Origin of the sequence: Bacteroides sp. AN502(2024) (genome assembly GCF_041227145.1) — a bacterium.
Lineage (GTDB): Bacteria > Bacteroidota > Bacteroidia > Bacteroidales > Bacteroidaceae > Bacteroides.
Genome location: NZ_JBGFSP010000012.1, coordinates 37,709 through 60,326, shown reverse-complemented (window position 1 = coordinate 60,326; position 22,618 = coordinate 37,709). Strand labels below are relative to the sequence as shown.

The 22,618-nt window shown below is 42.3% G+C and carries 25 protein-coding genes and 1 tRNA gene; 21 read left to right on the top strand and 5 right to left on the bottom strand.

Annotated features, from left to right (window positions below):
• Positions 1-109 precede the first annotated feature (109 nt).
• Positions 110-183 (bottom strand) — tRNA-Thr (locus AB9N12_RS18905).
• Positions 184-494: 311 nt separating this feature from the next.
• On the opposite strand from AB9N12_RS18905, the gene AB9N12_RS18900 reads away from it, so the two are divergent.
• Genes AB9N12_RS18900 through AB9N12_RS18880 form a run of 5 tightly spaced genes read left to right on the top strand, consistent with a single transcriptional unit; the run spans position 495 to position 4,411 of the window.
• Positions 495-1,052 carry a DUF4199 domain-containing protein gene (locus AB9N12_RS18900; RefSeq protein WP_369893627.1) on the top strand — a complete coding sequence of 186 codons (558 nt, stop codon included), beginning with the start codon at positions 495-497 and terminating at the stop codon, positions 1,050-1,052.
• Positions 1,053-1,083: 31 nt separating this feature from the next.
• Positions 1,084-2,034 carry a glycosyltransferase family 2 protein gene (locus tag AB9N12_RS18895; protein ID WP_369893626.1) on the top strand — a complete coding sequence of 317 codons (951 nt, stop codon included), beginning with the start codon at positions 1,084-1,086 and terminating at the stop codon, positions 2,032-2,034.
• 21 nt (positions 2,035-2,055) lie between these two features.
• Positions 2,056-2,640 carry a DUF6452 family protein gene (locus tag AB9N12_RS18890; RefSeq protein ID WP_369893624.1) on the top strand — a complete coding sequence of 195 codons (585 nt, stop codon included), beginning with the start codon at positions 2,056-2,058 and terminating at the stop codon, positions 2,638-2,640.
• A complete protein-coding gene (locus AB9N12_RS18885) occupies positions 2,570-3,373 on the top strand; it encodes a DUF6048 family protein (RefSeq protein ID WP_369893623.1) in 804 nt (267 codons plus the stop codon). Before AB9N12_RS18890 ends, AB9N12_RS18885 begins: the two co-directional genes overlap by 71 nt.
• A 27-nt stretch (positions 3,374-3,400) precedes the next feature.
• Positions 3,401-4,411 (top strand): FAD:protein FMN transferase, encoded by a 1,011-nt coding sequence (locus AB9N12_RS18880; RefSeq protein ID WP_369893622.1) that lies wholly within the window; start codon positions 3,401-3,403, stop codon positions 4,409-4,411.
• A 28-nt stretch (positions 4,412-4,439) separates the two neighbouring features.
• On the opposite strand, the gene AB9N12_RS18875 is transcribed toward AB9N12_RS18880, so the two are convergent.
• Together AB9N12_RS18875 and AB9N12_RS18870 are read right to left on the bottom strand one after the other, a co-directional pair.
• Positions 4,440-4,811 (bottom strand): DMT family protein, encoded by a 372-nt coding sequence (locus AB9N12_RS18875; protein ID WP_369893621.1) that lies wholly within the window; start codon positions 4,809-4,811, stop codon positions 4,440-4,442.
• Between the two features lie 15 nt (positions 4,812-4,826).
• Positions 4,827-5,573: an ATP-binding protein gene (locus AB9N12_RS18870; protein ID WP_369893620.1), complete on the bottom strand. Its 747-nt coding sequence runs from the start codon at positions 5,571-5,573 to the stop codon at positions 4,827-4,829.
• A gap of 183 nt (positions 5,574-5,756) precedes the next feature.
• Between AB9N12_RS18870 and AB9N12_RS18865 the strand changes: the two genes are divergently transcribed.
• The 9 genes from AB9N12_RS18865 (at position 5,757) to AB9N12_RS18825 (ending at position 15,021) form a co-directional block, all read left to right on the top strand.
• The gene (locus AB9N12_RS18865) at positions 5,757-7,178 is read left to right on the top strand and encodes a tetratricopeptide repeat protein (protein WP_369893619.1); all 1,422 of its coding nucleotides are present in this window, start codon (positions 5,757-5,759) and stop codon (positions 7,176-7,178) included.
• Positions 7,179-7,194: 16 nt separating this feature from the next.
• Positions 7,195-7,665: an NfeD family protein gene (locus AB9N12_RS18860; protein ID WP_369893618.1), complete on the top strand. Its 471-nt coding sequence runs from the start codon at positions 7,195-7,197 to the stop codon at positions 7,663-7,665.
• Between the two features lie 22 nt (positions 7,666-7,687).
• On the top strand, positions 7,688-8,689 hold the full coding sequence (gene floA, locus AB9N12_RS18855) for a flotillin-like protein FloA (protein ID WP_369893617.1): 1,002 nt from the start codon (positions 7,688-7,690) through the stop codon (positions 8,687-8,689).
• 182 nt (positions 8,690-8,871) lie between these two features.
• Entirely contained in the window at positions 8,872-9,750 is an 879-nt protein-coding gene (locus AB9N12_RS18850) for a nucleoside phosphorylase (RefSeq protein ID WP_369893616.1), read from the top strand.
• Positions 9,751-9,811: 61 nt separating this feature from the next.
• Complete coding sequence (gene mnmE, locus AB9N12_RS18845; RefSeq protein ID WP_369893615.1) at positions 9,812-11,209, top strand: tRNA uridine-5-carboxymethylaminomethyl(34) synthesis GTPase MnmE; 1,398 nt, start codon at positions 9,812-9,814, stop codon at positions 11,207-11,209.
• A 267-nt stretch (positions 11,210-11,476) separates the two neighbouring features.
• Positions 11,477-12,388 (top strand): helix-turn-helix domain-containing protein, encoded by a 912-nt coding sequence (locus AB9N12_RS18840; protein WP_369893614.1) that lies wholly within the window; start codon positions 11,477-11,479, stop codon positions 12,386-12,388.
• Positions 12,389-12,483: 95 nt separating this feature from the next.
• Entirely contained in the window at positions 12,484-13,590 is a 1,107-nt protein-coding gene (locus AB9N12_RS18835; protein WP_369893613.1) for a site-specific integrase, read from the top strand.
• A gap of 9 nt (positions 13,591-13,599) precedes the next feature.
• Positions 13,600-13,959 (top strand): lipofamily protein, encoded by a 360-nt coding sequence (locus AB9N12_RS18830; protein WP_369893612.1) that lies wholly within the window; start codon positions 13,600-13,602, stop codon positions 13,957-13,959.
• 177 nt (positions 13,960-14,136) lie between these two features.
• A complete protein-coding gene (locus tag AB9N12_RS18825) occupies positions 14,137-15,021 on the top strand; it encodes a mobilization protein (protein WP_369893611.1) in 885 nt (294 codons plus the stop codon).
• 7 nt (positions 15,022-15,028) lie between these two features.
• Here the strand turns inward: AB9N12_RS18825 and AB9N12_RS18820 are convergent, their stop codons facing one another.
• Complete coding sequence (locus AB9N12_RS18820) at positions 15,029-15,589, bottom strand: hypothetical protein (protein WP_369893610.1); 561 nt, start codon at positions 15,587-15,589, stop codon at positions 15,029-15,031.
• 148 nt (positions 15,590-15,737) lie between these two features.
• On the opposite strand from AB9N12_RS18820, the gene AB9N12_RS18815 reads away from it, so the two are divergent.
• The 7 genes from AB9N12_RS18815 to AB9N12_RS18785 all read left to right on the top strand — a co-directional run bounded on the left by AB9N12_RS18815 (position 15,738) and on the right by AB9N12_RS18785 (position 21,777).
• Positions 15,738-16,103, top strand: coding sequence for a helix-turn-helix domain-containing protein (locus AB9N12_RS18815; protein ID WP_369893609.1), 366 nt, complete (start codon positions 15,738-15,740; stop codon positions 16,101-16,103).
• Between the two features lie 11 nt (positions 16,104-16,114).
• Complete coding sequence (locus AB9N12_RS18810) at positions 16,115-17,491, top strand: DUF3987 domain-containing protein (protein ID WP_369893608.1); 1,377 nt, start codon at positions 16,115-16,117, stop codon at positions 17,489-17,491.
• Positions 17,492-17,570: 79 nt separating this feature from the next.
• Positions 17,571-18,650 (top strand): DUF6371 domain-containing protein, encoded by a 1,080-nt coding sequence (locus AB9N12_RS18805; RefSeq protein ID WP_369893607.1) that lies wholly within the window; start codon positions 17,571-17,573, stop codon positions 18,648-18,650.
• Between the two features lie 138 nt (positions 18,651-18,788).
• Positions 18,789-19,097 (top strand): MobC family plasmid mobilization relaxosome protein, encoded by a 309-nt coding sequence (locus AB9N12_RS18800; protein ID WP_369893606.1) that lies wholly within the window; start codon positions 18,789-18,791, stop codon positions 19,095-19,097.
• A complete protein-coding gene (locus AB9N12_RS18795) occupies positions 19,087-20,028 on the top strand; it encodes a relaxase/mobilization nuclease domain-containing protein (protein ID WP_369893605.1) in 942 nt (313 codons plus the stop codon). Before AB9N12_RS18800 ends, AB9N12_RS18795 begins: the two co-directional genes overlap by 11 nt.
• Before the next feature lie 35 nt (positions 20,029-20,063).
• Positions 20,064-20,468 (top strand): hypothetical protein, encoded by a 405-nt coding sequence (locus AB9N12_RS18790; protein WP_369893604.1) that lies wholly within the window; start codon positions 20,064-20,066, stop codon positions 20,466-20,468.
• An 82-nt stretch (positions 20,469-20,550) separates the two neighbouring features.
• Positions 20,551-21,777: a restriction endonuclease subunit S gene (locus tag AB9N12_RS18785; RefSeq protein ID WP_369893603.1), complete on the top strand. Its 1,227-nt coding sequence runs from the start codon at positions 20,551-20,553 to the stop codon at positions 21,775-21,777.
• Between the two features lie 31 nt (positions 21,778-21,808).
• Here AB9N12_RS18785 and AB9N12_RS18780 read toward each other — a convergent pair whose 3' ends face one another.
• Entirely contained in the window at positions 21,809-22,612 is an 804-nt protein-coding gene (locus AB9N12_RS18780; protein WP_369893602.1) for a tyrosine-type recombinase/integrase, read from the bottom strand.
• Between the last annotated feature and the right edge of the window lie 6 nt (positions 22,613-22,618).

Here is a 22,618-nt window from a genome sequence, read left to right as displayed (position 1 = left end):
TATATGTCTGTTTTGCAAAGTATAGCCGGAATATGCAAATATATACAAAAAAAAGCATTCGGGCAATTACCTGAATGCTTTTTCACCTAAATAGACTGTGAATCTTTCGAGCCTCTTGTCGGATTCGAACCAACGACCCCGAGATTACAAATCACGTGCTCTGGCCAACTGAGCTAAAGAGGCGGGTGGGCAAGCTATCTATATCGCGCCGCTACAACCAACTACCTTTGCTGCGATCAAGCCCTGGAGGATTCGAAGGGAGCTGGCCGTATAGGACTTACCCGTTTTGCGATTGCAAAGGTAGACATTTTTATGTATTCTGCAATAGCTACAGACAACTTTTTTTGCACGCAAAAGACTAATAAGCTACATTTCAAGCAATTAAACTTGCAAAAAAAAATAGTCAGACAGCAACTTCCTCTGCTTTATTAACTTTAACAGCCAGATTTTCCCTACCAACCGATATTATTTGTACCTTTGTGCACAATTTATAAATGAAGATGACAGAGAACAGAAGCTATTTACAAAAATATGCCATGCATTTTGGCACGTGTATGGGAATCTACTGGATACTGAAGTTCATTCTATTTCCGCTGGGATTCCGCATACCTTTCCTTTCGCTTTTATTTGTAATCCTGACATTATCCGTACCTTTCATCGGATATCACTATGCGAAAACGTATCGGGATAAGATTTGCGGGGGAAGTATCCAATTTTCGCATGCCATACTTTTCACCGTATTCATGTATATGTTTGCTTCTCTATTGGTAGCTACGGCCCACTATGTCTATTTCCAATTCATCGATCATGGATTTATCATCGACTCCTATATCCAGCTGTGGGACGAGTTGATGGCCAACACCCCGGCTCTGATAGAAAACAAAGAAATTATAAAAGAAACGATAGATACCGCCCGTTCGCTTACTTCGATCAATATCACCATGCAGCTATTGTCATGGGATGTATTCTGGGGAAGTATCCTGGCCATCCCTACCGCATTGATGGTGATGAAAAAAGCCAAACCGGAACATGACGGACTGTCGCTATCGTAACTTGTAATTCGTAAGTAATTAGTAATTAAAAATGGATATATCAGTTGTAATCCCATTATTCAATGAAGAAGAGTCGCTACCCGAACTCTATGCTTGGATAGAACGGGTCATGCAAGCCAACGGATTCTCATTCGAAGTGATTTTCGTCAACGATGGAAGTACCGACCATTCATGGGAAGTGATTGAAAAGCTTAAAGCACAATCGGAACATGTAAAAGGGATCAAATTCCGCCGCAATTATGGTAAATCACCGGCACTCTACTGCGGATTCGCTGAAGCGGAAGGAGACGTAGTCATCACCATGGATGCTGACCTGCAAGACAGCCCGGATGAAATCCCCGAGCTGTACCGGATGATTACCAAGGATGGCTACGACCTGGTGTCCGGCTGGAAGCAAAAGAGATACGATCCTATTTCGAAGACACTGCCGACCAAGTTGTTTAATGCGACCGCCCGAAAAGTGTCGGGCATCAAAAACCTGCACGATTTCAACTGTGGCTTAAAAGCGTATCGAAAAGAGGTTGTAAAGCATATCGAGGTCTATGGCGAAATGCACCGTTATATCCCTTATCTGGCAAAGAACGCCGGATTCAAGAAAATCGGTGAAAAGGTGGTACACCACCAGGCGCGTAAATACGGCACCAGCAAATTCGGTCTAAACCGTTTTGTGAATGGATATCTGGATTTGATTTCCCTGTGGTTCCTTTCCAAATTCGGAGTTAAGCCGATGCATTTCTTCGGACTGCTGGGATCATTGATGTTCCTGCTCGGTGTGATTTCAGTCATCATCGTAGGTGCCAGCAAACTATACGCCATGTCCAACGGTCTCCCCTATCGACTGGTAACCGACTCTCCTTATTTCTATCTGTCACTTACGGCAATGGTGATAGGTACGCAATTATTCCTGGCCGGATTCTTGGGCGAACTAATCTCGCGCAATGCACCCGAACGGAATAACTATCAGATAGAAAAGAAAATTTGATTCACATTCAACAGATTGACTATGAAGAATTTAATTCGCATCTTTCTCTTATTGATAATCGTTGGCGGTGCTGTCGGCATTCCCAGCTCGTGCTCGGACGAGAACGATTGCTCATTGGCAGGACGTCCGATGATGTATTGCACGATATATACCATCGATCCGGACAACCCCAACGTTGCACGAAAAGACACGCTAGACTCGCTGACAATCACCGCACTGGGCACCGACTCCATCATCCTGAACAATGAAAAGAACGTGCATACGTTGATGCTTCCATTGCGATATACAAGCGACTCTACCGTACTCATATTCAGATATGACCCCAAACGTAAAAAAGAGGATGTTGACACATTATACATCGTACAACAGAACACGCCCTATTTCCAATCCATGGAATGTGGATACATGATGAAACAGAACATCATCAGTGCGACATTCGGCAAACCGGGACGACCCGGCACTCCTCCTCCGTACGGTAACGGACAACCGGACCGGATAGATTCTCTTCATATACAAAATAAAGAAGCCAATACAAATGAAATTCAGAACTTGCAGATATTCTTTAATTATCGGCCGGAACGTACACCTGACGAAACGACTCATTAGCCTGCTCCTGCTCTTTTGCATTGGACTTCCGTTGCCGGCCCAACAACGGCGGCCTATGCAAACGACCCAAAGAGATCAGAAAAAGAAAGAGGTTGCCGAGATAGATACCATTCCGTTTTACAATGGTACGTATATCGGTGTGGATGTATATGGTATAGGAAGCAAGCTCCTGGGAGGCGACTTTATGAGTTCCGAGGTCAGCGTGGCGGTCAACCTTAAAAACAAATTCATCCCTACCTTTGAGTTTGGCATGGGAGGAACAGATACCTGGAACGAAACAGGTATACACTATAAGAGCAAACCGGCTCCATTCTTCCGCATCGGGGTGGATTACAACACTATGGCTAAGAAGAAAGAGAAGAACAGCTACTTATATGCAGGACTCCGCTATGCATTCAGTACATTTAAATATGACGTCTCCACGATGCCGGTGGACGATCCCATCTGGGGAGATGCAATAGGTAACCCCAGTTTAGGAGATGATTACTGGGGAGAAAACATATCTTTCAACCACCCGGGTATGAAAGGCTCCATGCAATGGCTGGAAATCGTTTTAGGCGTTAAAGTACGTATCTACAAAAACTTTAACATGGGGTGGTCGGTACGTATGAAATACAAAACCAAAGCATCTACCGCAGAATATGGGAATCCATGGTACGTGCCCGGCTACGGAAAGTTTAAATCAAACAATATGGGAATTACTTATTCCCTGATTTACCAATTGCCTCTTTAGCCTATTCTTTATTAAATAGAAGAGCGTATGAAAACAAAAAAAAATTTCCTTTGGCTAGCTTTCCTGATTCTGGCAACCATCTGGATATTAGTCAGACATAATCAACAAGCCGGCTATTATAGCATCAAGGGCTTGGTATTCGGAACGGTATACAAGATTACTTATCAACATGACGGTGACTTAAAACCGGAAATAGAAGCTGAACTGAAACGCTTCGATCAATCTCTGTCTCCGTTCAACGACAGTTCTGTTATCAGCCGTGTCAACCGCAACGAGGAGGTGGTTACCGATAGCTTCTTTCAGAAATGCTTCAACCGCTCGATGGAAATTTCCCGCAAGACGAAAGGTGCTTTCGACATCACGGTAGCTCCCCTCGCCAATGCCTGGGGATTCGGCTTCAAAAAAGGCGCTTTCCCTGATTCATTAATGATAGACAGCCTGTTGCAAATCACCGGATATGAAAAGGTGAACATGGAAAATGGCAAAGTGAGCAAACAAGACCCGCGTATCATGTTGAGTTGTAGCGCAGTAGCCAAAGGGTATTCGGTAGATGTCATAGCTCGCCTGCTCGACCGGAAAGGTATAAAGAATTATATGGTAGACATCGGTGGAGAGGTAGTAGTGAAAGGCAAAAACCCTTCCAAAGGCTTATGGCGCATCGGAATCAATAAGCCCATCGACGATTCACTGGCTGTAAATCAGGACTTACAAACAATACTTGAAATAACGGATGCAGGTTTAGCAACTTCCGGAAACTACCGCAACTATTATTACAAGGACGGAAAGAAATATGCTCATACCATCGACCCGAGAACGGGTTATCCGGTACAGCACAGTATCTTATCGTCCACCGTAATCGCTAAAGACTGTATGACTGCCGACGCATTGGCCACCGCCTTCATGGTGATGGGACTGGAAGAGGCGGAAGCTTTCTGCAAAGCGAACCCGGAAATCGACGCCTACTTTATTTATAGCGAAGAAAACGGAGGGTTCCATACTTTCTACACGGAAGGGATGAAAAAATACGTGGCGAAATAAAGTGAGGATATGGAATGGTTTCAGGCCGTTATTTCATAAACACGAAATACACCGCCGCAATCAGGCAGACAAATGCAGCCAAATGATTCCAATGTAACGCTTCACCTTTAAAGAAGATGGTAGTGAACACTGTAAAAATAATAAGTGTTATCACCTCTTGGATGACTTTCAACTGCATCAATGAAAACGGACCTCCATTGCCTATAAAGCCAATACGATTGGCGGGTATCTGGCAGGAATATTCAAAAAAAGCGATTGCCCAGCTAAACGTAATCACACCAATCAGCGGAAGAGTTGCGAACCAACCGTACTCCTGTCTCATCTTTAAATGTCCGTACCAGGCGAATGTCATAAAGACATTGGAAACAATCAGCAACAAAATGGTATAGAATCCTTTCATAACAATCTATTCTAACTAATCTATTTTATCCGGTAATAAATCTTCCTGTACATTAGTCATGCTCCCCCAAAGGCTGTAACGTGCCTCCGGATTCATCGCTTCCAGCTGACGTAAAATTCCTTTCATATCACTCCGGCTGGACTGCGATTCGTAAGGGCAATTCTTCACTTGTTTCTGATAATGGCGCAACGCTGCCCACTCTACCAGATCGGCTTCGTGAACCAGACACATCGGACGGATAATTGTCATATCAAACTTCTTCATCACCAACCGGGGCGGCATTGTACTGAAGGCTCCCTGATATGTGATATTCATCAACAAAGTTTCCAGAATATCATCCATGTGGTGACCGAGAGCGATTTTATTGCATCCGTGCTCCTTGGCAACAGTGAACAGGGTTTTCCGGCGATTCCATGAACAAAGGAAACAGGGAGATTTGCGTGTGTCGGTAGCAGGATCAAAAGCTGTCTCATACTGCACAAAGGGAACTCCATACGCTTCACAATGCGCTTTCAAATATTCCGTATCGCTCTGATAAGGAATATTCTTCATCACCACATGAACGGCTACAACAGAAAAACGAGGCTTATAGATACGTGCGCGTCTACCCAACAGTTCAACAAGCGCCAACGAATCTTTTCCTCCCGACAGTCCGATAAGGATGTTGTCTCCTTCTTCTATCAATCCATATTGCACCACTCCTTTGCTAAACCGCCGTTCAATGCGGCGAATGGTTTTCTCTTCTTCCGTAAATTGTGCCATATCTTTAAAAATCGGCTGCAAAAGTAAGCGAAAAGAATGATTTAAAGAAGAATTAACATAATAGAATCACTGAAAAAGGGTTTATTTCTAATAAATTTGTACTTTTGAACAATTGATAAATGGACCGGTGCCCGAAAGCAGCCATGTTTTCAATCTACCCGTCACTCATTAACGCTCAAAACAATGAAAGGAAAATATATTCTATTTTTAATTGGCAGTCTCTTCCTTTGCGAAGTATCTGCACAAACGTTGGAACAGGCACGCACCTTATTTGCCAAAGGTGAGTACGAACAAGCCAAACCTGTTTTTCAGAAGTATGCCCAATCACAACCGTCGAACGGGAATTATAATTATTGGTATGGTGTATGCTGCCTGAAAACCGGAGAGGCAGAAAAGGCGGTGAAACCTCTTGAAATAGCGGCAAAGAGACGTGTGACCAGTGGGAAACTCTATTTGGGACAAGCCTATAACGAGACGTATCGCTTCGAAGATGCCGTGAACTGCTTTGAGGAGTATATAGCAGATTTAAGTAAACGTAAAAAATCGACGGAAGAAGCGGAAAAGCTTCTGGAGAAAAGTAAATCCGACCTCCGTATGTTGAAGGGGGTTGAGGATGTGTGCATCATCGACAGCTTCGTTGTGGACAAGGCTACGTTCCTCCATGCATACAAGATGAGCGAAGAATCGGGTAAATTATTCACTTACAATGAGTTCTTTCAGACAGAAGGAGATCATCCGGGAACTGTTTATAAAACAGAAATCGGAAGTAAGATTTATTATAGCGAAATGGGTGAAAAAGGTAACCTCGACATCTTCTCAAAGAACAAATTGTTGAATGAATGGAGTGACGGACGCCCATTACCGGGTAGTATCAATGCTTCCGGAAACGCCAACTATCCGTTTGTCCTTTCGGACGGAGTGACCGTTTACTATGCCAGTGATGGCGAAGGAGTGGGTGGATACGACATCTTTGTCACTCGCTACAATACGAATACCGACACTTATCTTGTTCCGGAAAATGTGGGAATGCCATTCAATTCACCATACAATGATTATATGTATGTCATTGATGAATATAATAACCTCGGATGGTTTGCTTCCGACCGTTTCCAACCGGAAGGAAAGGTATGTGTTTATGTGTTCATTCCTAACGCTTCCAAACAGACTTATAATTATGAAGCAATGGAGCAGCAACAGATCATTCGTCTGGCACAGATCCATTCGCTGAAAGAAACCTGGAAAGACAAACAAGCAGTCACCGAAGCATTGCAACGCCTGAAAACGGCTATCAGTCATAAACCGCAAAAACGCCGTGCCATGGACTTTGAGTTTGTTATTGATGACCATACCACTTACTATCTGATGAGCGACTTTAAATCCGCCAAAGCAAAAACGCTTTTCCAACGCTATCAGCAGATGGAAAAAGACTATTATCAACAGGAAAGAAAGCTGAACAGTCTTCGCCAACAATATGCCGGTGCCAACCAACAGGGAAAAAAACAAATGGCTCCTGCCATTCTTGACCTAGAAAAGCGGGTACTGCAAATGTACGAAGAGCTGAATACTCTTGAAGTGAATGTACGCAATGCAGAAAAAACAAAATAACTAATCACTCTGAACTATGGATATACTCATTATCGCCGTCCTCATTATTGCCGCAGTCATACTGTTTCTGGTAGAACTGTTCGTCATCCCGGGCATTAGCCTGGCAGGAATTTCTGCATTGGTTTGCATCCTGTATGCCAACTATTACGCGTTCGCTAAATTAGGTATGGCAGGCGGATTTGTCACTCTTGGCATATCAGCAATTGCCTGCATCGGATCATTGGTCTGGTTTATGAAATCGAAAATGCTGGACAATTTGGCGCTGAAAAAGAATATTGATTCAAAAGTAGACCGTAGCGCAGAAGATAGTATCAAGGCAGGGGATACAGGAATCAGTACTACACGTCTGGCACAAATCGGTTATGCCGAGATAAACGGAAAAATTGTGGAAGTAAAGTCAATAGACGGGTTCCTCAATGAGAAGACTCCGATAATCGTAAACCGTATCACCGACGGTACAATCATGGTTGAGAAATATAAAGAATAATATTCACTTAATAAAAACATCAATGGAACCATCTTTCTACTTACCTATCTTTCTGATAGCCGGAGGTATTATCTTCTTGATAATATTTTTCCATTACGTGCCGTTCTTCCTTTGGTTGTCGGCTAAAGTCTCGGGAGTTAACATCTCGCTGATACAACTGTTCTTAATGCGTATACGTAACGTTCCGCCGTATATCATCGTTCCGGGAATGATCGAAGCTCACAAAGCCGGTCTGAAAAACATCACCCGCGATGAACTGGAAGCCCATTATCTGGCTGGCGGACACGTAGAAAAGGTTGTTCATGCCTTGGTATCCGCATCGAAAGCCAACATCGAATTGCCTTTCCAGATGGCTACTGCTATCGACCTGGCAGGACGTGATGTATTCGAAGCCGTACAGATGTCTGTTAACCCGAAAGTGATTGATACTCCTCCCGTAACGGCTGTTGCCAAAGATGGTATCCAGCTGATTGCCAAGGCTCGTGTTACAGTACGCGCCAACATTCGCCAGTTGGTCGGTGGTGCAGGTGAAGATACGATTCTCGCCCGTGTAGGTGAAGGTATCGTTTCATCCATCGGTTCTTCCGAAAATCACAAGTCGGTACTCGAGAATCCGGATTCTATCTCCAAACTGGTACTTCGCAAAGGATTGGATGCAGGAACAGCTTTCGAAATCCTGTCTATTGATATTGCGGACATCGACATAGGTAAGAACATCGGTGCGGCTCTGCAAATCGATCAGGCTAATGCAGATAAGAATATTGCACAGGCAAAAGCTGAAGAGCGTCGTGCCATGGCAGTAGCTTCCGAACAGGAAATGAAAGCAAAAGCACAGGAAGCTCGTGCCAAAGTGATCGAAGCAGAAGCTGAAGTTCCGAAAGCAATGGCTGAAGCTTTCCGCAGCGGAAACTTAGGCATCATGGATTATTATCGCATGAAAAATATCGAAGCTGATACTTCAATGCGTGAGAATATCGCCAAGCCTACAACAGGTAATGCAGGTAATCAACCGTTGAGCAAATAATCGGTCACAAACACCGGAATCCGATTTCATTTCAGTTGCAAGATGTACTCCACTTTTCCAAAAGAAAAAGATAGAGGCCTCTCCTGAACTTAAATCCGGTTCCGGCGTTTTTATTTATAAATATAGCCCTATTATAAATTATAGATGCAACCCCAATTATAAAACTAAAACCCTTCAATAACATGAAAAAGTACTTTCCATCCTCTGAATTGATAATCAATGAAGACGGTTCAGTATTCCATCTTCACGTAAAGCCCGAATGGCTGGCAGACAAAGTAATTCTGGTAGGTGACCCCGGACGTGTAGCACTCGTAGCTTCTCATTTCGAAAACAAAGAATGTGAAGTGGAAAGCCGCGAATTCAAGACCGTCACGGGTACTTATAAAGGTAAACGGATTACGGTAGTCTCCACCGGAATCGGTTGCGATAACATCGACATCGTAATGAATGAATTGGACGCACTTGCCAATATCGACTTTACCACCCGTGAAGAAAAGGAGCAGCCCCGCCAACTGGAATTAGTACGTATCGGCACATGTGGCGGTCTGCAGCCCAATACCCCTGTCGGCACTTTTGTCTGTTCACAAAAGTCCATCGGTTTTGACGGGTTACTGAATTTCTATGCCGGACGTAATGCCGTATGCGATTTACCATTCGAACGTGCTTTCCTCCATCACATGGGTTGGTCGGGAAATATGTGCGCCCCTGCTCCTTACGTCATCGATGCCAATGAAGACTTGATTGACCGGATCGCCAAAGATGACATGGTACGCGGAGTGACAATCGCCGCCGGAGGTTTCTTCGGCCCTCAAGGACGTGAACTCCGTATCCCGCTAGCAGATCCGAAACAGAATGATAAGATTGAAACATTCGAATATAAAGGGTACAAAATTACCAACTTCGAAATGGAAAGTTCGGCTTTAGCAGGACTTAGCCGGTTGATGGGACATAAAGCTATGACCGTCTGCATGGTAATAGCCAACCGACTTATCAAAGAAGCCAATACCGGATATAAGAATACAATCGATACGCTGATTAAGACAGTACTTGATAGAATATAACTCTACATTCAGAAGAATTAAATTGCAATTATTATCTTTGCTCATCCAAAAAAGAAAAATAATGAATCAAGACACTATCTGCGCTATCGCTACCGCTCAAGGCGGTGCTATCGGAAGCATCCGCGTTTCCGGTCCGGAAGCTATTTCTATCACCGGCAGCATCTTCAAGCCTGCCAAGGCGGGCAAATTATTGAGCGAACAGAAGCCATATACTTTGATATTCGGACGTATTTATGACGGAGACGAGATTATTGACGAAGTACTCGTCAGCCTTTTTCGCGCTCCTCATTCATATACGGGAGAAGACAGTACGGAAATCACGTGTCATGGTTCTGCTTATATTCTTCAACAGGTGATGCAGTTGCTTATTAAAAATGGTTGCCGCATGGCCCGACCGGGAGAATATACGCAACGTGCTTTCCTCAATGGAAAGATGGATTTAAGCCAGGCAGAAGCTGTGGCGGACTTGATTGCTTCCTCGTCTGCCGCTACCCACCGATTGGCAATGAGCCAGATGCGGGGCGGGTTCAGTAAAGAGCTGACAGATCTACGCAACAAGTTGTTGAACTTCACCTCCATGATTGAGCTGGAATTGGATTTCAGCGAAGAGGATGTTGAATTTGCCGATCGTTCGGCATTAAGGAAGTTGGCAGAAGAAATTGAACAGGTCATTTCTCGGTTGGCTCATTCATTCAGTGTCGGCAATGCCATTAAAAATGGTGTTCCCGTAGCTATCATCGGTGAAACGAATGCTGGAAAATCAACTTTACTGAATGTATTATTGAATGAGGATAAAGCCATTGTCAGTGATATCCACGGGACAACGCGTGATGTGATCGAAGATACTGTCAACATCGGAGGAATCACTTTCCGGTTCATCGATACTGCCGGAATCCGGGAAACCAATGACACGATTGAAAGCTTGGGCATTGAGCGTACTTTTCAGAAGTTGGGTCAGGCAGAGATTGTTCTTTGGATGGTAGATGCTGTGAATGCCGCCTCTCAAATTGAACAGTTATCCAGAAAGATAATTCCACGCTGTGAAGGAAAACATTTGATTGTTGTATTCAATAAAGCTGATTTGATTGAAGGCAAACAGAAAGAGGATTTATTATCTTTATTAAAAGACTTCCCCCAAGAATCTACGGAATCTATTTTCATTTCGGCCAAACAACGGGAGAATATAAATGAGCTGCAAAAAATGCTTATTAATGCTGCACACTTACCCACAGTGACACAGAATGATATTATTGTGACAAATGTAAGACATTACGAAGCTTTAAACAAAGCTTTAGAAGCTATTCATCGAGTACAAAACGGACTTGATTCGCAGATTTCTGGAGATTTCCTTTCACAAGACATACGAGAGTGTATCTTCTTCATTTCGGACATAGCGGGTGAGGTTACGAATGATATGGTACTTCATAATATTTTTCAACATTTTTGCATCGGAAAGTAAGTGGTGATTACCAACGATTAGCATATCTCATCAACGATTATTAAGGCGTTCATTTTGAGCGCCTTTCTTTTTAGCCTTATAAGCGATAGTTATCGTTTATAGGGCTTTTTCAGTTCATTTTTGTACCGCATTTGTTGCTCGCTTGCTACTATCCGATTTTAGGTCGGAAAGGTTGTGGAGAAAGTTGACTATGGTTGACTATGATTTACGATAGTTAAACAAAATGGAGAAATAACAAGAGAAATAAAACCTCTAAAAGTAACGAATATGGCAACGAGTAAAATGAAAATCAAAAAGGTATGTGAATGGTGTGGCACAACATTCTATGCTCAGAAACTAACGACACGTTCTTGTTCTCATCGATGTAGTAATCTTGCATACAAGGAAGCTGTTCGGCAAAAGAGAATACAAGAAGTAGAAACCAAAGTCCAATCGGTCATCAGTGAACAACCAATATCTGATTTTAAGGACAAAGAATATCTGTCATTCAAAGAGACTGCAATTTTATTAGGGCTAAGTAAACAAGCTATCTATAAAATGGTGTATGCTAGAAAGCTGCAAGCATTCCGCATTAGTAGCAGATTGTCATTTATCCGCAAAGAAGATATTGACCGAATGTTAGAAGCTCGTCCTTATGAACAGCGACAGCCTAAAGACACCATTCCTATCACCGACTTCTACACCACCGCTGAAGTCAAAGAGAAATATCATATAAATGAGTCATGGATATTTGCGGTAGCCAAGAAAAACAACATCCCCCGTACTTTCAATCGTGGCAAGACCTACTGGAGCAAAAAACATATAGACGCTTACTTTGCCAAGAAAGCCCCGAATCCTGATATTACCGAATGGTATAGCACACAAGAAATGCAGGATAAATTCGGTATGACCTTATCCGCTATCTACTGTTTCGTTTCCAAGAATGCCATTCCTAAGAAGAAAGAAGGCATCATGGTGTACTATTCCAAGAAGCATGTTGATATAGCCAAAGGTGTAGCCGCACCCGAAGAACCGCAATATTATACGGTAGCCGAAGCAATGGAGAAATTCAATCTCACCCGTGACCAACTCTATCACTATACGAAGTATCATAACATCCCCAAGGTGAAGAAAGGCAAATACACGCTTATCTCCAAACCCGAATTGGACAGATTACTTGAAGCTCCCAAGATAGAATAATTCGATTGACAGTTATTTAGCGGTGAATGTACCCACCATCGAATCACTATATTCCTTTGCACCAAACAAATGTAAAACTCTAAATATTAAACAGTATGTCACACACATGTACAAAAGTAACAGTTCGTCAGAGAGCGATTCGGAACAATCGTATCTCCTTGTATCTGGATTATTATCCGGCAGTCCGTAACCCCGAAACGATGCAGATGAGCCGCAGGGAATACCTTGGCATTTACATCTATGCCCATCCGAAGAACGAGATGGAACGGGAGTTCAACAACGACATGTTAAACAAGGCAGAGGCTATCCGTTGTATCAGAGTGCAATCGCTCATCAATGAAGAGTTTGGCTTCTTGGATAAAACCAAACAGAAAGCCGACTTCCTTGCCTACTTCAAAAAAATGTGCCGAAACAAAGACCAAAAATGGCAATTCGTCTATCAGCATTTCTACAACTTCGTCAAAGGTCAATGCACTTTTGGCGAAGTGAATGTAGATTTATGTAAGAAGTTCCGTGAATACTTGCTAAATGCCAAGCAACTCAAACACAGCAACCGCCCTGTATCCCTCAATTCGGCATCCGGCTACTATTCTACTTTCAGAGGATTATTAAAGATTGCCTATCGAGACAAATGGCTTCGAGAGAATATCAATGATTACCTTGATAAGATTGAACCGCAAAATGTAAAGAAAGAGTATCTGACACTGGACGAAGTGAAACAACTTGCCGCTACGCCTTGCGACATTCCCGTTCTGAAAGCAGCCTCTTTATTCGCTTGTTTGACAGGCTTACGCATCAGCGACATTCTCAACCTACAATGGGAAGATTTTACTATCGCCCCCGACCAAGGCTATTGCTTGCGTATCAGAACACAGAAAACCCAAACGGAAGCAACCCTCCCTATCAGTTACGAAGCCTACGAACTATGCGGTACGCCCGACACAGGCAAAGTATTCAAAGGGTTGAAGCGGAGCATGATTAACTACCCACTTAAAAACTGGCTCAAAAAAGCCGGAATAACGAAGTCGATAACCTTCCATTGCTTTAGGCACTCCTACGCAGTTATTCAAATTTCCTTAGGTACAGACATTTACACAGTATCAAAGATGCTGACGCATAAGAACGTGTCCACCACTCAAATATATGCTGATTTGGTTAATTCCAAGAAACGAGAAACAGCCAATAAAATATCACTCAAATAAATTATAGCTATGAAACGAGGAATCATAACCAACGATGGACAAGGCATCCATATCTCCGATGGTGAAATATGGATGACCGCTTGGGAAATTGCCGACTTGTTTTATACAACGGCTGGAGCTATCCACGCAGCTATCAATAGAATCCTGAAAACCAATATTTTGAGGAACTATAAAGTGTGTCAGTACATCAAATTGGGAAATGGGAACAGTGCCGATGTGTATAATCTCGATATGGTTATAGCCCTATCTTATCAGATAGACACCGGACATTCCGCAGCATTCAGGAAATTGGTAGCAAATAAAGTCCAATCCTCACAAAAGGATAACGTATCATTCTTTGTCCATTTAGGAGGTAAGTTCTATTGTTAATCCGAAGCAGATAGCAAAAGCCCGAATTTGAAATCACACCAAATTCGGGCTTCAATCCATTAAAAGTGGCATAGGTTGTCCGAGGTATCGACGCATCATGCTGCCACTTTCCCAAAAACGCATCTACTATTCACCGAATGATATATATTTGCACACAAACGATTAATATATATCAATATGGAGCAGAATAAGATAGAACATATTACCTTACATCTGATTGTTTTCAGTACAATCTTCATCATTGGGGCTTTAGCCCGTCAAACCGTATTACACTATGGTTGGGACGAATTTAGCGGCTACCTTATTTTCGTGATATGCTCCATTATTATGGGAGCTATCTACTTCAATCTGCAAATGGTGTTCTGTCAAATTCTTTCACCTACAATAGAAAAGTATTTTATGAAATTTGAGTGCTACCGCAATAAGGCAGTGTTGGTTGAAACTCCAATAGAGCACCACGCACTTATTGAAAGTATCATAAATACAGAACTTATCGTTTCTGAACCTGAAATAGGAAGCGACACTACATCTGACACAACAGAAGAAGTTTCAATGCCTCCGCTTCCTGAATCCAATGAAGAAGACAAGGCGGAGCTTCCAAAGGAAGAAGCCCCACCTTCCACTATTAATAATACCCCTATTGAAGAATCCAATCAACCATCAGAATACGAGATACTTCGTGCCAATGCAATGGCTGAAAAAGAGCGTGCCTCACAAGAAAAACTTGATAAGGTTATTGCATACACGAAACGAACTTTAGTTTCCTATCTTGACGAAACAGGACTTAATCGCTTATGCAGATATGTGACAGAGTATTACCTATCAGACTCTCTGCCTAAAACCGAACCAATAAAGGTTGATTCTCAATTAAGGACTATTGACATCATGCACTTTGGCTGGAATATCGGTAAAGCTTTCGGTAAACCACGTTTGCAGACTGCGACATTTATAAAAAGGGTATTTGCCCATACTCTCCGTGATTCGGAAATATCTACTATCGAGCGCAAAATGTCGCACACGGAATCAGAATGCAAGATTAAATTGAATAAAAAAATCGCATGATTAATAATCAATCTAAAATTCCAATCTTTCTAATCCTACGAGTACCTCTTATCTCCTTTGAAACAGAATCATAAATCATCAAGTCAGGGATATAATTTGCAGGAGAATTAACTTTGACTTTCTTCCATTCTTTATTCTTGCTGGGATGGAACCATTGATTTATAATATACACATCGAAAACAGGAGGACGAAAATTTGTTTCATTCATCATATTTTCATATCCCAGTTCAAGCTCCGCTAATTCAGAGGTGATAATCTTCTCTGCTACATTAATATCCGATTTATCAGGTATTATGTTTGAAAATTTACCTATCCATATAGAATAATCACTATGGATAATTTCATGAAAATGATGATTCCTGTCTCTCAACCTTTTATAAACACATCGTGTTGTTTGTCCACAATAATAAGTATATCTCCGTGCGTACTTTCTCTTACCTTGTAGTAAGTATAAATTGAAGCTATCGGCATTATTATCTAACGAATTCTTTTCCCATTCATATAAATTCTCATATGAAGAAAATGGTCCAACCCATTTAATAAGATATACTTTATCAATATTTTCCATGCTCAAATTTTACGCAAAGGTACTTAAAATGCTTGTAATCACCACAGATTACCACCAAAAAGTTATTCATCAGTTATCTTTTGGTGAATGATTCCACCATTGAAACACCTGTTTCCTTTGCCATCGAACAATTAAAAACAAGCGACGTATGAACAAAGAAACAGTAACATTTGATAAGCTGCCTGAAGCGGTAGGTTATCTGACCGAACAGGTCATCGAGTTGAAAAAGATGGTAGAGGGACTCCAGCCACAGCCATCTGACAAACATGTGTTGGTAGAAATTGAAGATGCTTGCCGTATCATCAGAAAAGCCAAGCCTACTATTTATACATTGGTGCGCAAAGGACTACTCCCAGCTTACAAGAAAGGCAAGAAACTCTATTTCTATGAAGACGAACTTCTTGCTTGGATTGAGAACGGACGGAGAAAGACTTCCGAGCAGACATACGAGGAGATGCTTGCCAATATGCAAAGTGGTGTACGTCATAAGCCCAAATCATCAGTGCAATTTTAATGGATTGGGCTATGGATACATATTCTATTAATCCGGCATCCATCATTGATGAAGCAATTGATTTAAGCACAAGATTGTCTGGTACAACATTCCCTATCAGCATATTCCCAACGAAAATCCAACGCATCATCCGTGAGGTACACGAATGCCATAACTACCCCACCGACTACATTGCCGCAGCCATCCTGACGGCAATAGCAGTCGGTATAGGTAACACGCACCTTGCCCAAATCAAACAAGGTTGGCAGGAAAGCCCTATCCTGTATATGGCATTAATCGGACGACCGGGAGCGAACAAAAGCCATCCGCTCAGTTTTGCGATGAAGCCGTTTCTTGATTATGACTACCGACAAAATCAGGAATTTGAAAAAGCCCTTGCAAAGTACGATGAGTTAATGAGCATGAGCCGCAAGGAACGTGCGGAAAGCGGTGGAGAACATTTTCCTCAAGAGCCTATCCGCAAACGCTTCTTGGTTTCTGACGTAACGCCCGAAGGATTAAGCCTTATTCATGCGCAAAACAAACGTGGATTATGCTTGTGGGCTGATGAATTATCCGCTTGGTTCAAGAACTTCAATCGCTACAACAACGGTTCGGAAGAACAGTTCTGGCTCTCTGTATTCAGTGCCAAGACAACCATATCCGACTGTAAAAATGCGAAGAGTTCCATCTTCATCAAGCGACCGTATATATCGGTCATTGGTACTATCCAAAAGAAAATCTTGAACGAGTTGGCTAAAGGCGAACGCTCCAGCAACGGGTTTATCGACCGCATCCTGTTTGTAATGCCCAATCTGCAACAGAAGGCACGATGGAATGACAAAGAGTTGCCGGAAGATATAGAGCAAGAATGGAATACCATCATTGATAGGCTGATACAATCGGAGTGCAAGCTCAATGAACATGGCGAGATTGAACCGCAAATTCTTCTCTTCTCAGAGGATGCAAAGAAACGGCTTTATGAGTGGCAACACCATTTCTCAGAGTTGTGCGACCGGGAAATGAACGACACCATCGTAAGTATCTATTGCAAATTGGAGATATACATCATCCGCTTTTGTCTGATTATTCAATTGGCACGATGGACTTGCGGAGAGTGCGACAAGGCATATATCGACCTCCTGACTGTGGAGAGAGCCATCAAACTGACGGAATATTTCAAAGAATCCGCATTGAGCGTACAAAATATTCTGAATGAGAATGCCCTCAACAGCCAACAACAGGCGATAGTCAATCTGCTGCCTCCATCCTTTACCACCGCCCAAGCTTTACAGATAGCTGAGCATAACGGAATGAAGGAGCGAACATTTCAACGCTTTCTCAATGACAACATCGGGACATTGTTCCGCAAAGAGAAGCATGGAGAATATACAAAGATTAACCCGTGACATTTTTGTCGGTTTTGACACTTTCCAAGCGAAAACGACAATAACGACAAAAGTGACACATATAAAAAAGATATATACAATGAGTACACATAGATTCATATTAGAGCCCTACAAAGGTGTCAGCACACGGCATACTTGCCCGAACTGTCACCGTAAAAGATGTTTTTCCAAGTACATCGACACGGAAAAACAAATCCAGTTCCCTGATTACGTTGGTCGTTGCGACCACGAGCAAAAATGTGGTTATCATTTCACGCCTCGTGAATACTTTGAGCAAAACCCATCTGAGAAAGAAAAGTTGTCTGAGGATAACTTTCGGAGCTATATGCCTGTTAATGCCCCCCAGCCGAAAGCTACTTCCTACATTGATTTGGAAATAATCAATCAATCATTACGTGGTTATCCATCCAACAAACTTTTTCAATTTCTATCGACTCAATTCGGAGATGCGGAGACATTGAAGCTGATGGAGAAATACAAAGTCGGTACTTCCAGGCATTGGGATGGTGCAACTGTATTTTGGCAAATGGATTATCAGAATAGAGCCCGTACAGGCAAGATAATGCTTTACAATCCAGAAACGGGCAAACGAGTAAAAGAACCGTACAATCATGTTACATGGGTACACTCCGTACTGCACAAGGGCGATTATAATTTGAAGCAATGCTTCTTCGGTGAACATCTGATTCCAGAAGACAAAAGCCGTCCTGTTGCACTGGTCGAAAGCGAGAAAACCGCTATCATCGCATCCTACTACCTACCTCAATTTTTATGGATTGCGTCTGGTGGAAAGAACGGTTGCTTCAATGCCAACAGCCTATCCGTTCTGGCAGGAAGAAGCGTTGTGTTATTCCCCGATTTGGGAGCGACCGACTATTGGCGAAGCAAAATTGGATTAATGAAAAGCTACGGAATTGATGTGCAACTGTTCGATTATCTGGAAGCCAAAGCAACCGAAAGCGAACGGAAAGAGGGGTACGATATAGCCGATTATCTGTTGAAGATGCGCCCCGATGAAGCCGTACTCCAGCAAATGGTCAAGAGGAATCCAAACTTGAAAACACTGATAGAAACATTCGATTTGAGACTCGTCAGCATACAACGAGGCATCCCTCAACCGAAGGTTTCACCACCAAAGAAAAGAGGATTCAGACTTTGAACAAAGGGAGAGGAATCGAGACTTTTTTACTGTAGCAAGTTAATGTCGGTGTATTACATTCCCGACCACTTGCTCCTCAAAAAGTCTGAGGAGGCGGCTCCCGATGGTCACAAATTATTCACTAAAAACAATCCAAAAATGGAAAAGAATCATACGATAACACTTCGGCTGTCACACAGCCAATTCGCATGGCTCGGTGCGCTTTGCAGACGGAGTAAGCAGACACAAAGCGCAGTCATCCGTTCCCTCATTGAGAATGGGACGGTATGTGAACGAATCACACAAGAGCATATCCACATCATCCGTCAATTGATAGGAGAAAGTACCAACCTCAACCAGTTGGCGAAGCAGGCAAACACCTACGGATTTTTTGCCGTTGCCAAAAGATGCGAGGACATAGCGCAGCGTATTAGCCAACTCATAAAGCAACTGAAAGATGATAGGTAAGCAGACTAAAGGAACATCGTTCGGTGGCTGTGTCCGATATGTCCTCAAAGAGGAGAAATCCAAACTGTTGGAAGCTATTGGAGTGGAAGGCACACCAGAACAAATGGCAGAGCAATTTGAATTACAATCGTTGCTCAATGATAAGGTAAAGAATATTGTCGGGCACACTTCGCTCAACTTCTCACCGGAAGATTGTGAACGCTTGAAGGCTGATGATGCGTTGATGTTGCAAATCGCCCACGACTACATGAGATTGATGGGTATTCAAAACACGCAATACATCATCGCCCGACATATCGACCGTGAGCATCCGCATTGCCACATCGTTTTCAATCGGGTGGATAATGACGGTAAGACGATTAGCGATAAGAACGACTTCCGCAGGAATGAGAAAGCATGTAAGATGCTAACGGCAAAATACCGATTGCACTTTGCCAACGGGAAAGACCATATCAAGGAGGAACGCTTGCGCCCATACGACCGGGCAAAACATGAGATATACAAAGCATTGAAAGAGGAACTGCCCAAAGTACAAAATTGGACTGACTTGAAGGATGCGCTTGCCGACCGAGACATTTATATGAAATTCAAGGTCAGTCGGACTACACGAGAAATACAGGGAGTCAAGTTTGAGTACAACGGATTTTCCTTCTCTGGTTCAAAAGTCAGCCGGGAGTTCAGCTACTTGAATATCGACAACCGATTGGAACAGAATGCTTGTGAGTCTTCATTTGAATACCCCAAACAAGGATTCACGCATAAAGATGAAGAAGTGCAGCAAAGCGTATCCCATTCCGATAATGGTTCAAGCATCAGTCTTGGTTTGCTAAACGGCAACCCATCCTACGATGCCACTGCCGCAGAAGAAGCAGAGTTCAATCGCTTAATGAAAAAGAAAAAGGCTAAGCGCATGCGAGGCTTTCGTTTATAATTCACTATTTATTAACTTTTTAAATTCAATTATTTATGTTACAAAACGATTTAATTCTTGATTTCAATCTCTACTTGTGTGAGAAGTTCGGCTACAAAAACAGTTGTAGCGTGATGCAAAACGCCAACGGCTTTTGCGTGGATATCCATGAGCGTGATTTAGACTGCTACATTCGCTTCTGGGAATACAGCAATGGCGTGGGCAACTTCCCCGACTGGTCTATCATCATCGTTCGCTGCAACTTCAAGAAAAACCAAGCCGAAAGCCTGAAAGACTTGGCTCGTTTCTTCAAGGAGTACATGCCACGCTACGGTTACAAACACCTCTGCACTGAAAGCGATGACTACAAGTATTATCAGACACTCGGTTTGAAACTTATCCATAAAGGACTTTTCGACCAAAACAATTATGGATTGCCGATGAAAGATTTGAATGTCTAATACCTAGTTTAAAGCTAAGGAGGGGATTATTCCTCTCCTTATTCTTTCCGATACGCCCCATTATGAGAATGTGCCGTTTGAGGTGCCGAATGGGTGGGAATGGTGTAAACTGGATGATTTAGCCTTTTACAAAAAAGGACCATTTGGAAGCAGCTTGACCAAAGCAATGTTTGTCCCTAAAGGTAATGATACATATAAAGTTTATGAACAAAAAAACGCTATTCAAAAGGAGGAACATTTAGGATCATATTATATAACTGAAGAAAAGTATCAGTCGCTTATTGGTTTTGCTGTTCAACCGAATGACATTATAGTAAGTTGCGCTGGTACTATTGGTGAATCCTTAGTTCTATCGGATAATCCAGATAAGGGTATTATCAATCAAGCCTTAATGCTCATTAGATTATTCAATCGTAATATTGAAAGTTTCTATTTACTTTATTTTGATTATATCCTAAAAGAAGAAGCTTATAAAGAAAGTAAAGGTACTGCTATCAAAAATATCCCACCATTTGATGTTCTTAAGAATTTTTACATACCCATCCCTCCATTAGCTGAACAGGTAAGAATCGTTCAAGAGGTTGATAAATGGTTTGAATTTGTCGATACGATGGAAAATAATATCGCAAATCTGCAAACCCTAATCATTCACATCAAAAGTAAAATCCTTGACCTCGCTATTCATGGCAAACTCGTACCCCAAGACCCAAATGATGAGCCTGCTATTGAATTGTTGAAACGCATAAATCCCGACTTCACACCTTGTGATAATGGGCATAGTAGGAAGTTACCACACAATTGGTGTTGGATAAAAGGTAAATATATCTTTTTGCCAATGAAATCAGTAAAGCCAAGCAATGAAGAGTTTTTGTATGTTGACATTGATTCTATTGATAATAAACATCAAATCATCAAAGAATTAAAAAATATAAAGACTGCCAATGCTCCAAGTCGGGCAAGTCGTTATACACAGAAAGGAGATATTGTATTCTCTATGGTGCGTCCTTATTTGCGAAACATTGCTAAAATAGAGATTGATGGCTGTATAGCATCAACCGGTTTTTACGTGTGCAGTCCTATAAAAGAAGTGTTGCAGCCCAATTATTGCTACTACCTCATGATTTCTGATTATGTTGTAAACGGGCTAAATATGTTTATGAAAGGGGACAATTCTCCATCTATAAATAAAGGGAATATTGACGATTGGCTCTTTCCTTTACCACCTCTTACTGAACAACAACACATCGTTCAAAAGATAGAGGAGCTTTTCTCTTCCCTTGATGACATTCAAAAAGCCTTAGAAGTGTAAACGAATACACTTCTAAGTTGCTGATGCGACTTTACCAATTCACGACTTTATCCACGATTTTCTGCTGCTCGCTGGCAGTTCTGCGGAGATAGATACGAGTGGTTTCGATGCTCTCGTGCCCCATAAGGTCGGCAAGTAGGGCAAGGTCGTTGAAACGGTCAAGAAAGTTCTTGGCGAAACGATGACGGAATGAATGAGGATAAACCACCTCCTTATTCATTCCGTATTTTACGGCAAAATGTTTCAGTTGTTGAGCTATACCACGCGTGGTGATACGCTGCCCGAATCGATTTAGGAATATATAGCCTGAAACAATACCTTTTTCTTTGAGCCACTTCGCAGCTTCTATACGCAAGTTCTTTGGAATGTATAAGCGACGTATTTTCCCACCTTTGCTATAAAGGTCAAGATGTCCGACCTGCACATGCTCCGCTTTGATATGGAGCAGTTCGCTGACACGTGATCCGGTAGCAGCCATAAACCATACGACAAAGTACCATTCATCGTAACCGTCAGCTTTTAATCGAGTTTTCAGAAATTTATAATCGGCATCGCTGATTACGTTCTCCAAAAAGTTCTTTTGTTGCACTTTGACGAACTTTACCTTCAGTTTCTCCTGTTTCGTAAACTCCAGATACTTGTTGATGCCCTGCAATCGTAGATTTACCGTTTGTGGCTTGAAGTTCTCCACCAGATACCCTTTGTATGCCAAGAGGTTCTTTTTGTTCACTTCCCCATAATGACCGAGGAAATACTGTACCGTCCACACATACGATGTAACGGTGTTCTTTGCCAAGTTCGTCTTGGCGAGATAGCTTTTGAATTTTGTTACCATATTACA